This window comes from Aciditerrimonas ferrireducens, assembly GCF_023130475.1.
Lineage (GTDB): Bacteria > Actinomycetota > Acidimicrobiia > Acidimicrobiales > UBA8190 > Aciditerrimonas > Aciditerrimonas ferrireducens.
Genome location: NZ_JAKHEX010000010.1, coordinates 20,832 through 33,484 on the forward strand (window position 1 = coordinate 20,832; position 12,653 = coordinate 33,484).

The 12,653-nt window shown below is 74.7% G+C and carries 14 protein-coding genes and 1 other RNA gene; 11 read left to right on the forward strand and 4 right to left on the reverse strand.

Features of this window, described 5'->3' with window-relative positions; all coding sequences use genetic code 11:
- The 3 genes from Acit_RS07350 to Acit_RS13630 form a co-directional block, all read left to right on the forward strand.
- Positions 1 to 435: biotin/lipoyl attachment domain-containing protein (locus Acit_RS07350; protein WP_248107516.1), on the forward strand; the 435-nt coding region annotated here is incomplete at its 5' end.
- A 260-nt stretch (positions 436 to 695) separates the two neighbouring features.
- Entirely contained in the window at positions 696 to 1,232 is a 537-nt protein-coding gene (locus Acit_RS07355) for a DsrE/DsrF/DrsH-like family protein (RefSeq protein WP_248107518.1), read from the forward strand.
- Positions 1,233 to 1,276: 44 nt separating this feature from the next.
- On the forward strand, positions 1,277 to 2,005 hold the full coding sequence (locus Acit_RS13630) for a Rieske (2Fe-2S) protein (protein ID WP_312710120.1): 729 nt from the start codon (positions 1,277 to 1,279) through the stop codon (positions 2,003 to 2,005).
- On the opposite strand, the gene Acit_RS07365 is transcribed toward Acit_RS13630, so the two are convergent.
- Complete coding sequence (locus Acit_RS07365) at positions 2,002 to 2,355, reverse strand: cupin domain-containing protein (RefSeq protein ID WP_248107522.1); 354 nt, start codon at positions 2,353 to 2,355, stop codon at positions 2,002 to 2,004. The genes Acit_RS13630 and Acit_RS07365 overlap by 4 nt on opposite strands.
- A gap of 80 nt (positions 2,356 to 2,435) precedes the next feature.
- On the opposite strand from Acit_RS07365, the gene rlmN reads away from it, so the two are divergent.
- The 6 genes from rlmN to Acit_RS07395 are packed head-to-tail and all read left to right on the forward strand — an operon-like array spanning position 2,436 to position 7,770.
- Positions 2,436 to 3,539 carry a dual-specificity RNA methyltransferase RlmN gene (gene rlmN, locus Acit_RS07370; RefSeq protein WP_248107524.1) on the forward strand — a complete coding sequence of 368 codons (1,104 nt, stop codon included), beginning with the start codon at positions 2,436 to 2,438 and terminating at the stop codon, positions 3,537 to 3,539.
- 8 nt (positions 3,540 to 3,547) lie between these two features.
- Positions 3,548 to 4,273: a response regulator transcription factor gene (locus Acit_RS07375; protein WP_376746029.1), complete on the forward strand. Its 726-nt coding sequence runs from the start codon at positions 3,548 to 3,550 to the stop codon at positions 4,271 to 4,273.
- A gap of 10 nt (positions 4,274 to 4,283) precedes the next feature.
- Complete coding sequence (locus tag Acit_RS07380; protein WP_248107529.1) at positions 4,284 to 5,792, forward strand: sensor histidine kinase; 1,509 nt, start codon at positions 4,284 to 4,286, stop codon at positions 5,790 to 5,792.
- Positions 5,789 to 6,382, forward strand: a complete 594-nt coding sequence (locus Acit_RS07385; protein WP_248107531.1) for an NUDIX domain-containing protein — start codon at positions 5,789 to 5,791, stop codon at positions 6,380 to 6,382. Before Acit_RS07380 ends, Acit_RS07385 begins: the two co-directional genes overlap by 4 nt.
- A 7-nt stretch (positions 6,383 to 6,389) precedes the next feature.
- Positions 6,390 to 7,127, forward strand: a complete 738-nt coding sequence (locus tag Acit_RS13055) for a zinc ribbon domain-containing protein (protein WP_282436526.1) — start codon at positions 6,390 to 6,392, stop codon at positions 7,125 to 7,127.
- A gap of 28 nt (positions 7,128 to 7,155) precedes the next feature.
- Positions 7,156 to 7,770 carry a histidine phosphatase family protein gene (locus Acit_RS07395; RefSeq protein WP_248107533.1) on the forward strand — a complete coding sequence of 205 codons (615 nt, stop codon included), beginning with the start codon at positions 7,156 to 7,158 and terminating at the stop codon, positions 7,768 to 7,770.
- A gap of 46 nt (positions 7,771 to 7,816) precedes the next feature.
- Here the strand turns inward: Acit_RS07395 and Acit_RS07400 are convergent, their stop codons facing one another.
- Both Acit_RS07400 and rnpB read right to left on the reverse strand, forming a co-directional pair.
- Entirely contained in the window at positions 7,817 to 8,707 is an 891-nt protein-coding gene (locus tag Acit_RS07400; protein WP_248107535.1) for a hypothetical protein, read from the reverse strand.
- 68 nt (positions 8,708 to 8,775) lie between these two features.
- Positions 8,776 to 9,148, reverse strand: an RNA gene (rnpB, locus tag Acit_RS07405) — RNase P RNA component class A.
- A gap of 57 nt (positions 9,149 to 9,205) precedes the next feature.
- Between rnpB and xseA the strand changes: the two genes are divergently transcribed.
- Together xseA and Acit_RS07415 are read left to right on the forward strand one after the other, a co-directional pair.
- Entirely contained in the window at positions 9,206 to 10,648 is a 1,443-nt protein-coding gene (gene xseA / locus Acit_RS07410; RefSeq protein ID WP_248107537.1) for an exodeoxyribonuclease VII large subunit, read from the forward strand.
- Positions 10,645 to 10,932, forward strand: coding sequence for an exodeoxyribonuclease VII small subunit (locus tag Acit_RS07415; RefSeq protein ID WP_248107539.1), 288 nt, complete (start codon positions 10,645 to 10,647; stop codon positions 10,930 to 10,932). Before xseA ends, Acit_RS07415 begins: the two co-directional genes overlap by 4 nt.
- A 9-nt stretch (positions 10,933 to 10,941) precedes the next feature.
- On the opposite strand, the gene Acit_RS07420 is transcribed toward Acit_RS07415, so the two are convergent.
- Positions 10,942 to 12,555, reverse strand: a complete 1,614-nt coding sequence (locus tag Acit_RS07420; RefSeq protein WP_248107540.1) for a long-chain-fatty-acid--CoA ligase — start codon at positions 12,553 to 12,555, stop codon at positions 10,942 to 10,944.
- Between the last annotated feature and the right edge of the window lie 98 nt (positions 12,556 to 12,653).

Genomic DNA, 12,653 nt, shown 5'->3' on the forward strand with positions numbered 1-12,653 from the left:
GGCTGCGCCTTCCCCGAGGACCTGCTCTACGACGTGGAGGCCGACGTCTGGGTCCGGCTCGAAGGCGACGAGGCGGTCCTCGGGATGACCGATCCGGCCCAGACGAGATGCGGACGACTCGTCGGGGTGACCTGGAAGCGGCCGGGGACGAGGGTCCGGCGGCACCGGCCCCTGGCGGTCGTGGAGAGCGCCAAGTGGGTCGGTCCCATGCCGAGCCCCCTGTCGGGGGCGATCGTCGCCGTCAATCGGGAGGCCTTCGAGGCCGACATCGCCGTGGCCAACCGGGACCCCTACGGCGTTGGCTGGTTCTACCGGCTCGCTCCGGAGGACCTCGCCGGCGAACAGGCCTTCCTGCTCTCGGCGACCGAGGCCTACGAGCACTACCGGCGCTTGCTGGACGAGCAGGGGATCACGTGCATGCGGTGTGCCGACTGAACCGGGCCCGCCTGCACTGGGCCCGGAAAAAGCCGGGCCCGCGCAAAGCCGGGCGGCTCCTGCCCTGGGAAGGCTGGTGCGCCCCCCGGCCCCTAGCCACTGGCGTGCTCGTCTGCTAATATTCAAAGTGGCGAACACTAGCTGCCAGGCAGCAGTAAGGCGCCGCCATCGGGGGAAAAGCGGCCGTTCGCTGGCGGGAAGGGCCACCTCGAGCGAACGGCATCGGAAGGCAACGGCGGGCGCGAGAAAAGGGGGAGGGTATGTCCGACGAGCTGTCTGAGACGCTCGAAGCCCTTGGCCGCGAAGGACCGGCAGGCAACCGGCCGAAGCGGATGGCCATGGTCTGCTGGAGCTCGGACTTGGACCGGGTGTGGCCGGTGCTCATCTTGGCCACCACGGCCGCCGCGTCGGGCCTGGAGGTGAACGTCTTCTTCACCTTCTGGGGCCTGCGGGTGCTGCAGAAGAACGACAAGCGGGTGACGGGCCAGAACTGGATGCAGATCGGGGAGTCCCTCATGGACCGAGGCGGCACCGACCACCTCCGGTTGGGCAAGATGCACATGGGCGGCATGGGCACCGCGATGATCAAGAAGCTGGCCAAGCAGTACAAGGTGGCCTCGCCGAGCGACCTGCTCGAGATGGCGAAGGACCTCGGGGTGAAGCTGTACCCGTGCCAGATGACCATGGAGCTCTACGGCTTGACGAAGGACGACTTCATCGACGGCCTGGAGCCGAGCATGGGGGCGGCCAGCTTCATCGAGATGGCCTGCGAGTCCGACATCACCCTGTTCATCTGAGGATCGCCCTGCCGTCGACCGATTGCGACGAGGTCCCGGCCGGAGTGGACCGGGTGGCTCTCGGCGTGGCCGACGGGCTGGTCGAGCGGGCGGTGCGGCGCGCCGCAGGACGACGAGGTGCCGAGGTCGTCACCGTCGCTGCGGGCCCGTCGGGGCTGGGCGACCAGGACAGCGGTCCGCTCGTCGTGGTCCTCGACATCGAAGCCCCCGGCGTGGCCGCCGACGTGGCCGCCTGGCGCGATCGCTGGCCGGAGACCCTGGTCCTCGGGGTCGCCAGCCGACCCGATCGGGACCGGTGGCTCTCGGCCGAGCGGGCCGGTTTCGACCGGGTCGTGAACCGGGGCGCGGTCGGCCGAGCCCTCGAGGAGCTGCTCACGGCCGGAAGGGGTCGTCGCTGGTTCCCGGTGCTGGCGGACGCGGACGCGGCGGGGCACCTGGGGTTGGTGGCGCGGCTCGGGGACTCCCCGGTCGGACCGTTGGCCGTCTACCGAGTCGAAGGGGCGATGGTCTGCTTCGTGGATCGCTGCCCCCATGCGGGCCGAGCCCTCGCCGAGGGCGTCCTGGAAGGGTCGGTCCTGACCTGTCCGGGCCACGGGAGCCAGTTCGACCTCAAGAGCGGCGCTCGGCTGCGGGGACCGGCCGACGAGGGGATCGCCCTGTGGCGGCTGGTGCTCCGCCAAGGCCGGTGGTGCCTGCCCCTCGGGCCGACGAGCTCCCTGGCCGAGTTCCCGGCAGCGAGTGCCGCCGGGGTTCCCGGGGACGCTGGACCCTAGGCGGTGGGCTCCTCCCCTCCCGGCGGCAGGTGGACGGCCAGCCAGGCGGTGCCCGGCTCGACGGCCAGGAGCCGATGGGGGCGGTGGGCGGGGAGGAGGAGCCAGTCGCCGGGACCGAGCACGGCCTCGGTGCCCTCGACCGCCAGCCGAGCCCGCCCGGCCAGGACGAGCACCCACTCGTCGTGGTCCTGGTCGTAGTCGAGGGGCAGGGCGAGCTGGCCGCTCAGGATGTGCTCGACCCGGGCTCCCGCCGTCTCGACGAGGACCGTCACGGTCTCGCCGGTGGCCGGGGCCGCCTGGGGCTCGGCGAGGCGACCGAATGGGGGAGGCACGGGGTCTCGAGCGGGCATCTTCCCATGGGAACCCAGGGTCCTTGCTCCGGGCAAGGCGCCCGGCCAGGCCCTCGGCGGGGCGCCGTAGGCTTGGGACGGTGGCCGAGCTGCACGCGGGAACGATGCCGGGCGCGCCGCTCGGCTGGTACAGCGCCAGCCGGGAGGATCTCGCGGCCCTGCTGGCGGGGGAGCCGGCCTACCGGGTGCGGCAGGTCTGGGACGGCCTGTACCGGCGCCTGACCCCCCCGGACGCCATGACCGAGCTGCCTGGGGCGCTCCGGGCGCAGCTGGCCGTGGCCCTCGTTCCCCAGCTGACCCTGCGACGGGAGACGCCGGCTGACGGGGGAGCCACCCGCAAGTGGCTCTTCGAGCTCCAGGACGGGGCGACCATCGAGACCGTGCTCATGGCGGCGGGGGCGCGGACCACGGTCTGCGTCTCCAGCCAGGCCGGGTGCGCCATGGCCTGCCAGTTCTGCGCCACCGGCCAGGCCGGTTTCGTCCGGCACCTGGACCCGGGCGAGATCGTCGAGCAGGTGGCCCGGGCCATGGCGGCGAGCCGACCCCGGCGTCTGACGAACGTGGTCTTCATGGGCATGGGGGAGCCCCTGGCCGCCTTCGACCGGACCTGGGCCGCGCTGGAGCGGATCGTGGGCGACCTGGGCCTCTCCCCCCGGCGGCTGACCCTCTCGACCGTGGGGGTCGTGCCCGGGATCCGGCGGCTCGCCGAGACCGGTCTCCCCCTGACCTTGGCGGTCTCCCTCCACGCTGCCGACGACGAGCTGCGCAGTCAGCTGGTGCCGCTGAACCGGCGCTACCCGCTCGCGGCCCTGCTGGAAGCCTGCGAGTTCTGGGTGGCCCGGACCGGTCGGCGGCTGAGCTTCGAGTGGGCCCTGATCGACCAGGTGAACGACCGGCCCCAGGACGCGAAGCGGCTGGCCGGCATCGCCCGGCGGCTCAAAGCGCACGTGAACCTCATCCCCTTGAACCCCACCCCGGGCTACCCGGCCACGGGCAGTCCCCCGCAGCGGGTCCGGCGGTTCCGGGACGACCTGGTGGCCCGGGGGGTGAACGTCACCGTCCGGGTCACCCGGGGTCGCCAAGCCAGCGCGGCGTGTGGGCAGCTGGCCACCCTCGAGCGTCGACGAGATTCCAGGAATCTTCACAGCATCGTCACAGGGAGGTCCGGCACGATGGGGGTATGACCAGCACCCTGGCTGCCGGCCAGACCTCGGGCAGCTCGAGCGGCCCTGCTCCCCGGATTCTGGTGGTGGACGACGAGCGGAGCATCACCGACCTGCTGTCGATGGCGCTGCGCTACGAGGGGATGGAGGTCCGGGCGGCGGCCAGCGGGCAGGAGGCCCTTCGGGCCGTGGCCGAGTTCCGGCCCCACCTGCTGGTCCTGGACGTCATGCTGCCGGACTTCGACGGGTACGAGGTCCTGCGGCGGCTCTCGGGGCTGACGGACCAGCCCCGGCTCCCGGTCCTCTTCCTCACCGCCCGGGACGCCTTGGACGACAAGCTGCGGGGTTTCACCCTGGGGGGCGACGACTACATGACGAAGCCCTTCAGTGTCGAGGAGTTGATCGTGCGGGTGCGGGCCATCCTGCGGCGGGTCCGACCCGAGGACCAGGACTCGGGCCGACTGGTGGTGGGGGACCTGGAGCTCGACGAGGAGGCGCACGAGGTGCGCCGAGCCGGCCAGGTCGTGGAGCTCACCCCTACGGAGTTCAAGCTGCTGCACTACCTGATGCTGAACGCCGGCCGGGTGGTGTCGAAGGCCCAGATCCTGGACCGGGTCTGGAACTATGACTTCGACGGCAACGCGAACGTGGTGGAGATCTACATCAGCTACCTGCGCCGCAAGATCGACGGCCTGGGCCCCCGGATGATCGCGACGGTGCGGGGCGTGGGGTACAGCTTGCGGCCCCCGAGGTGACCGGCGCTCCATGACCCTCCGGACCCGGCTGCTGCTGGCCTTGTTGGCCCTCCTCGTGGTGGGCCTGGCGGTGGCCGACGTCTTGACCTACACGGAGCTGCGGACCTACCTGGTCGGGCAGGTCGATCAGCAGCTCGAGGCCGTGCCGCTGCGGTCGGTGGCCCGAACGGTGGCGTTCTGCCGGCAGCAGGCCCTGTTCTCGGCCGGCCAGAGCTGCCAGGTGCCGCTGGACTCCTCGGGCACCTTGCCGCCCGGGGACTTCGCCCAGCTGGGTGGGCCGGGCGGGGTCGAGGCGACGCTGTGGTTCGGGCCGCCCCAGCAGCTGCCGAAGCTGCCGGCGGACCCGCCGGACGGTCCCTTCACCGCGTCGGTGGCCAACGGCCCCGCCTACCGGGTCCTCGCCGCGCAGCTGCCCGACGGGGAGACCGTGGTCGTGGGCACGCCGCTCACCGCTGTGGACCACGACCTCGGCCACCTGCTCCTCGTCGAGGTGCTCGTGAGCGCCGGCGCCCTGGTGGCCCTGGGGGTGGCAGCCGGTCTGATCGTCCGGCGCGGCCTGCGCCCGCTGCGGGCCATGGCGAAGACGGCCGGGGCCATCGCCGGTGGCGACCTCAGCCGTCGGGTCGACGACGCCGACCCGAGGACCGAGGTCGGGCAGCTGGGCGAGGCCTTGAACGTGATGCTGACCGAGATCGAGCGGGCCTTCGCCGCCCAAGCGGCCTCGGAGGACCGGCTGCGGCGCTTCCTGGCCGACGCCTCCCACGAGCTGCGGACCCCCTTGACCTCCATCCGGGGCTACGCCGAGCTGTTCGACCGGGGGGCCCGGGACCGGCCGGAGGACCTGGCGGTGGCCATGGGCCACATCCGCTCGGAAGCCGAGCGGATGGCCCTGCTGGTCGAGGACCTCTTGCTCTTGGCCCGCCTGGACCAGAAGCGTCCCCTGGAACGCCAGCCGGTGGAGCTGGTCGAGCTGGCCCAGGAGACCGTGGCGGCTGCCCGGGCCGCCCACCCGGACCGCGAGGTCCGGCTCGTGCATCTCCGAGCTGCGGTCCAGGTCGAGGGCGACCGGTTGCGTCTCCGGCAGGTCCTCGACAACCTCGTGGCCAACGCCCTGGTGCACACGCCGCCGGAGAGTCCCGTGGAGGTGACCGTGGGGGAGGAGGCCGGCTGGGCGGTGCTGATGGTCGCGGATCGCGGCCCGGGCATCCCGCCCGAGGAGCGCCAGCGGATCTTCGAGCCCTTCCAGCGCCTCGATCCTTCTCGTCAGCGCGCCACCGGCGGCCTGGGGCTGGGCCTGGCCATCGTGGCCGCCCTGGTCCGGGCCCACGGTGGCCAGGTGGCGGTGGAGGACCGACCGGGGGGCGGTGCCCTGTTCAGGGTCCGGCTCCCCCTCCTGCCGGCCAAGCGGTTGGCGGGGGGCGACGGGCCGGGATCCGAGCCAGCCGAGGCGCCCCCCGGGCCCGGGCTGGCCGCTGCGCCCGCGCCGCCTGCGCCGGCAGGGGTCGAGGCAGCGCCGTGAGCCTCGCAGGAAACCCGGGAGGCGCGAGCGACGAGGAGCGCCGCCAGGTGCTGCTCGACGCCGTCCGGCGACACCGGGCGGGGGACGACCGGGAGCGGGCCAGCCAGGCCCGGATGCTGGCCCTCCTCGCTGCACTCCCTGCGCCGTTCGACCGGGAGGCCGGGCCGGAGCACGTGACCGGCTCGGCGGTGGTGGTCGGGCCCCGGGGTGTGCTGCTCCACCGCCACCGGCGCCTCGGCCGCTGGCTGCAGCCCGGCGGCCACCTCGAGCCCGGGGAGTGGCCGGTCGAGGCGGCGCTGCGGGAGACGCTCGAGGAGACCGGAGTGGCGGTGCGGCACCCCGCCGGTGGGCCGCGGCTGGTCCACGTGGACGTCCACCCGGCGGGCGAGCACCTCCACCTGGACCTGCGCTATCTGCTCCTCGGCGCCGACCAGGACCCGGCGCCAGCCCCGGGGGAGAGCCCCGCCGTGGCCTGGTTCGACTGGCCGACGGCCCTGGCCCTGGCCGACGAGGCCCTGATGGGGGCGCTTCGAGCCGTCGAGGGGCTCCTGGGCGGCCGCTCGGGGCTCGACCCCCACCCGCTACGGTGAGGTCGCCATGAGCGCTGGTGAACCCGGGGAGCTCGGCGAGGAGGTCCTCGCCCTGGCGGCGCTGGACGAGGCCCTCGACCGGCTGGCCCACGAGCTGGCGGGTCTGCCGGCCCGACGAGCCCTGGAGGCCCTGGACGCCGAACTCGAGGCGTGTCGCCGGCGGCAGGCCGGGCTGGCAGCCGAACGAGACCGGCTGGCGGGCGAGCAGGCTGCGCTCGAGGCCCAGGCCGAGGCGGCCCGGGTCCGTCGCGACCAGCTGGAGGCCCGCGCTCGAAGCGGCCAGATCCGAGCTGCCCGGGACCTGGCGGCCATCGACGAAGAGATGCAGCAGCTGGCCCGCCACGTGGCCGGCCTGGAGGACCAGGAGCTGGCGCTCATGGAGGCCCTGGAGCCCCTGGAGGCCGAGCTGGCCGGCCTGGCGGCCGAGCTGGCCGACTTGGAGGAGCGCCGGGCAGGCCGGGCGGCGGAGCTGGCGGCAGCGGAGCGGGAGGTCGAGGCCCAGCAGGTTGCGCTCCTGCCCGAGCGGGAGGCTCGGGCCCGCGCCCTGCCCGACGAGGTCCTGGCCCGGTACGAGGCGATCCGCCGGCGAGTCGGAGGGCCGGGAGCGGCCCGGCTGGTCGGTGGGCGCTGCGAGGGCTGCCACTTGACCCTGCCGGCGATGGAGGTCGACCGCTTGCGGCGGGCCCCGGGGGGCACCCTCGGGACCTGCGAGCAGTGCGGCCGGATCCTCGTGCCGGTGCACTGAGGCCAGCGATGGTCGTCGACGGGGGCGGGTGGTCGTGATCGTGCTGGCCCGGCACGGCGAGTGCGAGGGCAACCGGGCGAAGCTGCTGCTCGGCCGGACGGAGTCGCCGCTCACCGAGCGGGGGCGGGCCCAGGCCGCAGTGCTCGCCGCTGCCGTGGCTGGCCGGGTGCAGCGGGTGCTCTGCAGTCCCCTGGGGCGGGCGAGGGAGACGGCAGCCGCCATTCGGGCAGCCGGTGGTCCACCCATCGACGTGGACGACCGCTGGGCCGAGGCCGACTACGGTCGCTTCGACGGCCAGCCGCTGAGCGCGGTGCCGGCCGAGGAGTGGCGACGCTGGCAGGCCGACCCGGAGGCCGCCCCGCCGGGTGGGGAGTCCCTTGCCGCGGTCGGCCGGCGGGTCCGGTCGGCGCTGACGGAGCTGGTGCACGAGGGCGGGTCGGGCCACGTGCTGGTGGTGAGCCACGTCAGCCCGATCAAGGCGGCGGTGGCCTGGGCACTGGACGCCGGCGACGACCTGGCGTGGCGGCTGCACCTGGCGCCGGGCGCCGTCACGCTGCTCGACCAGGGCCCGAGGGGTCCGGTCCTGTCGGTCTTCGGGGTGCCTCCCGGCCCTTGGCTGGCCGAGCTCCTGGCCGGGTCCTGAGGCGGGAACGTCGCCCGCCCGGCCCGATGGGTCCCCGGGACCCCGCTCAGCCCGAGGCGCAGGGGTGCCCGGCAACCGAGGGCGCGGGCTGCTCGGCTTCGGCCCCCACCCCCCGGGCCCGGTCCCCGAGGAGCATGGCGCTGGTGACGATGGCCGCAAGGGCGAGCGCTTCGACCCCGAGCCGCCACCCGCCGGGGAGGGCCTGGTGGAAGAGGAGGAAGCCCGCCACGATGGGCACGGCGTTCGTGACCAGGTTCGCCGTCCCCGCAGCCACCAGCACTCGCCCGTGTTGGAACGCGCTTTGGAGCTCGAGCGAACCGAGGCTGTAGCAGAGGACGAGGGGGACGGCCGCCAGCAGCCAACCCCCGCCCTGGACCACCAGCTTCGCCGAGGTGTCCCCGCCGGCGAAGAGGAGGCCGGCGGCCGCGCCGAGCGAGGAGGCCTGGAGGAGCCGAGGCCAGCCGGCGGCGAGGAGGAGAGCCAGGCCGAGGGAAGCCCCGAGCCAGAGCGCGGCGGGCACGGCCCGCGGGAGGCGCTCGGAGGGCAGGGTCCCGGCCAGGGAGGCGCCGAGGAGCACCAAACCCCCGACCGCAAGAAGGACGGCGGTGCGCTCCCGGCGGGAGAGCCGGCCGAGGTGGCCGCCGACGGTGAGGGCGGCGAGGAGGGCGACCCCCGAGGCGCTGACCGCCTGGACCAGGGCCAGGGGGGCCAGGCGGAGGGCGAGGAGGTAGACCACCCAGCCCCCACCTTCGGCGGCGAAGCCGACCATCCAGCGCCGGTCCGTCACGAGCAAGCGAGCCGAGCGCAACGGGTGGGCGGCCGACACTGGCGGCAGCGACGTGGCCGCGTCGTGCTCCCGGGTGTAGGCCCAGGCCACCACCAGGGCGGAGCAGAGCGCCAGGACGAGGCCCAACCAGGTTCGAGCAGCAGCACCCACGACCTGCTCAGTGTCGCGCAGCCGTCCCGGTCCCGCACCCGGGCCGAGCGGGCTGAGCAGGGCCGGGGGCAGCGAGTCGGCCTGTAGGCGGGATTCTGTGACGCCGCCAAAGCGGCGCCGGTGGCCATCCATCTACGCGGCCGACCTGGGGGCTGCCGGTCCAGGACCGGCCGGACGGGCCGCCCATGCCCCCTGCTTGGCCTTGCTCCGGGTGGGGTTTGCCGAGCCGACCGGGTCACCCCGGCCGCTGGTGCGCTCTTACCGCACCGTTGCACCCTTGCCTGTGCGCCGCTGGCGCCATCGGCGGTCTGTTCTCTGTGGCACTGTCCTGCGGGTCGCCCCGACTGGCCTCTCGCCAGCACCCTGCCCTGCGGAGTCCCGACCTTCCTCGACCCGGCGCCGGGTTGCCCCGGCCCGAGCCGCGGCCACCCGGCCGACTCGCTGCCTCCCGCATTCTGGCAGCTCCCCGGCGCTGCTCGTGCCAGGTAGCGTGAAGGCGTGGGCCGACCGAGGCGGCAGCCGCTGGCCGGGACCGAGGGCGGGCTGCTCGACCTGCTGTCCGAGGCGGAGGAGGGCGGAGAGGGCGACGCCGCCCGGGAGGTCCTGAGCGTCGGGGAGGTGCTCCTCCGGGCGAAGGAGGCGGTCGCCCGGGTTTTCCCGACCACCGCCCGGGTCTGGGTCCGAGGCGAGCTCCAGAAGGCGACCGAGGCCCAAAGCGGCCACTGCTACCTGGACCTCGTGGACCCCGAGGCGGAGGGCAGCCACCCCCCGGTCCTGAAGGCCAGCTGCTGGCGCTCCACCTGGCAGCCCCTCAAGCGGCTCCTGGCCGAGGAGGGCGTGACCCTGACCGCAGGCATGGTGGTGGTGGTGCGGGGGCGGGTGGAGCTCTACGAGGGCCGGGGGCAGCTCCAGCTGATCGTGGACGAGCTGGACGTCGACGCCCTCCTCGGGCGCCTCGCCGCGGCCCGACGGGCCCTCGTCCGGCAGCTGGCCAAGGAGGGGCTCTTGGAGGCCAACAAGCGCCGGCCCCTCGCCGCGGTGCCCCTCCGGGTGGGGCTCGTGGCTTCGCCCGGCAGCGAGGGGTGTCGCGACTTCCTCGGACAGCTCGCAGAGTCGGGCTTCGCCTTCTCGGTCCGGCTCTGGCCGGTAACGGTGCAAGGCGCCACCGCCGCTGGCGAGGTGGCAGCGGCCGTCACGGCACTCGGCGAGCAGGGGTGTGACGTGGTCTGCGTCGTGCGGGGCGGGGGCGCCCGGGGCGACCTGGTGGCCTTCGACGCCGAGGCGGTGGCCCGGGCCGTGGCCAGCTGCCCGGTGCCGGTGTGGACGGGCATCGGCCACAGTGGCGACGAGTCGGTCGCCGACCTGGTGGCCCACCAGGCCTGGCGGACGCCGACGGCCTGCGGGCGGGCCCTGGTCGATCGGGTGGGCAGCTTCTGGGCTTCGGTGGTCGAGCGGGCCGAGCGGGTGGCCCGAGGAGCCGAGCGGGCTCTGGCCGGGGCCCAGGCGGCCCAGGAGTTGCGTCGGCGCCGGCTGGCCGGGTCGGTGCGGGGCCAGGTGGGCCGCCAGCGGGACCTCCTGGCGGTCCGGGCCGAGCGGGTGGCCCGAGCGGCGCCCCGGCAGGTCGCCGAGGCCCAGGCCCGGCTGCGGTCCCAGGCGGGCCGGCTGGCGCCGGGGGCCCGGATGGCCGCGGCGCGCCAAGCCGACCGAGTGGCCGCCTGGCGGCGTCTGCTGGCCGCCTACGACGTGCAGCGGCAGCTGGAGCGGGGCTACAGCCTGACCTACGGTCCCGACGGCCGGCTGGTGCGGCAGGTCGCCGACGCGCTGGCCGGAGGGCGCCTGCGGACCCGGTTGGCCGACGGCTCGGTCCTGTCGCGGGTGGAGGACGAGCTGCCTGCCCGAGGATCGGGCGGGGCGAGCGAACCAGGAGGGGTCGGAGGATGAGCGGGGAGCGAGCGGACGAGGCGCCGGTGAAGCCGGTGGGCGAGCTGAGCTACGCCGAAGCCAGCGGCGAGCTGGACCGGATCGTGGCCTTCTTCGAGGGTGCCGAGGTCGACGTCGACCAGCTCGTGGCCAAGCTGGAGCGGGCCACGGCCCTGGTGGAGGAGCTCGAGCGGCGGGTCCGGGCCGCAGGAGCCCAGGTCGAGGAGCTCGTGCCGCGGCTGTTGGCCCACGCGTCGCCACCGGCCGACGAGCCCCCGACGGCAGCGGGGGCCGGGCGCGTCTGAGCGGGCCCCTCAGCGGATCCGGCGCTCGTGGCCCTGCCAGTAGGGCTCGCGGAGGACCCGCTTGAGGACTTTGCCGGTCGGGTTGCGGGGCAGGCTGGGCACCAGGTCGACCGAGGTGGGGCACTTGTAGTGGGCCAGGCGCTCCCGGCAGTAGGCGAGGAGGGCCGGGGCCAGCTCGTCGGCCGGCGGCGCCCCGGGGGCGGGCACCACGACGGCTTTCACCGTCTCGCCCCAGCGGTCGTCGGGCACCCCGATGACCGCGGCGTCGGCCACCTGGGGATGACCGAGGAGGACGTTCTCGACCTCGGCCGGGTAGACGTTCTCGCCCCCCGAGACGATCATGTCCTTGATGCGGTCGTGGAGGAAGAGGTAGCCCTCCTCGTCCAGGGAGCCGGCGTCGCCGGTGCGGAGCCAGCCCTCGGGGTCGATGGTCGCCGCGGTCTCCTCGGGTTTGCGGAAGTAGCCGAGCATGGTGAAGGGGGACCGGGTCTGGACCTCCCCGACCTGGCCGGGGGGCAGCAGCCGGCCGTCGGCCGGGTCGACGACGCGGAGCTCGACCCCCGGAAGGGGCCGGCCGGCCGAGCGCAGGAGGTGGCGGCGGGGCCCGCTCGGGTCGTGGTCCTCCGGGGCCAGCATGGTGATGGCCCCGGTGGTCTCGGTCATGCCGTAGAGCTGGGCGAAGCCGCAGCCGAAGCGGTCGAGGCAGCGGACCAGGACGTCCTCGGCGATCGGTGAGGCGCCGTAGAAGACGGTCCGGAGGCTCGAGAGGTCGGCGTCCTGGATGCGGGGGTGGGCGAGGAGGGCCATGAGGACCGCCGGCACGACGAAGGTCTCGGTGACCCGGTGGCGCTCGACGAGGTCCAGCACGACGCCCGGGTCGACGTCCCGGAGGACCACCGAGGTGCCGCCCTGGGACATGGCCGCCAGAGCCCAGCCGATGCCGCCGATGTGGAACAGGGGCATGGCCACGAGGCTCACAGTGTCGGCCCGGATCCCGAAGACCCGGCGGGCGGTGGCCATGGCGGTGGCGAGGTTGGCCTGGCTGAGCACCACCCCCTTGGGCTGTCCGGTGGTGCCCGAGGTGTAGAGCTGGATGGCCGGCTCGGCGAGGGCCGGCTGGTGCCCGGGGTCCTCGGCGGGCCGGTCGGCCAGCCAGGCCTCGTAGCCGACCACCGGGACGTCGGGGGCCGAGCCCTCGGGCAGCGGACCGAGGAGGACCAGCCGGCGGGCTCCGGTGGCGGCCAGCTGGTCGGGCAGGAGCCGACCTCCCACCCCTCCGGCCCCCGGGTCGGCCACCACCACACGGGCCTGGGCGTCGGCCAGGACCGCGCCGACCTCGCCGGGGGCCAGGCGCCAGTTCACCGCCACGTGGACCGCGCCGAGCAGGGCGCAGCCGAAGAGCGTCTCGAAGTGGGGGAGACCGTTGCGGTCCACGAAGGCCACCCGGTCCCCCGGCCCCACCCCCTCGGCCCGCAGGGCCTGGGCCACCTGGGCGGCCCGCGAGGCGAACTCGGCCCAGGTCCGCTGGTCGTCCCCGGCCAGGAGCATCGGGGCCTCGGGGTGGGCTTCGACCTGCTGACGGAGGAACGTGGCCGGCGCGAAGGGCGCGACGTCCTCGAGCATGGCTCCAGTCTGGCCGGTCGGCAGCCGGGTTGCCCGGCGACCGCTCGGCGCGCAATGTTGTGCTTCTCGTTCGCTGGCGAACGAGGGTCCTGACCAGG

Coding starts and splice junctions, on each gene's coding strand:
- Acit_RS07420 (WP_248107540.1), bottom strand. CDS start 12,555: ATGCTCGAGGACGTCGCGCCCTTCGCGCCGGCCACGTTCCTCCGTCAG.
- Acit_RS13055 (WP_282436526.1), top strand. CDS start 6,390: ATGAGCGCTGGTGAACCCGGGGAGCTCGGCGAGGAGGTCCTCGCCCTG.
- Acit_RS07380 (WP_248107529.1), top strand. CDS start 4,284: ATGACCCTCCGGACCCGGCTGCTGCTGGCCTTGTTGGCCCTCCTCGTG.
- Acit_RS07355 (WP_248107518.1), top strand. CDS start 696: ATGTCCGACGAGCTGTCTGAGACGCTCGAAGCCCTTGGCCGCGAAGGA.
- Acit_RS07365 (WP_248107522.1), bottom strand. CDS start 2,355: ATGCCCGCTCGAGACCCCGTGCCTCCCCCATTCGGTCGCCTCGCCGAG.
- Acit_RS07415 (WP_248107539.1), top strand. CDS start 10,645: ATGAGCGGGGAGCGAGCGGACGAGGCGCCGGTGAAGCCGGTGGGCGAG.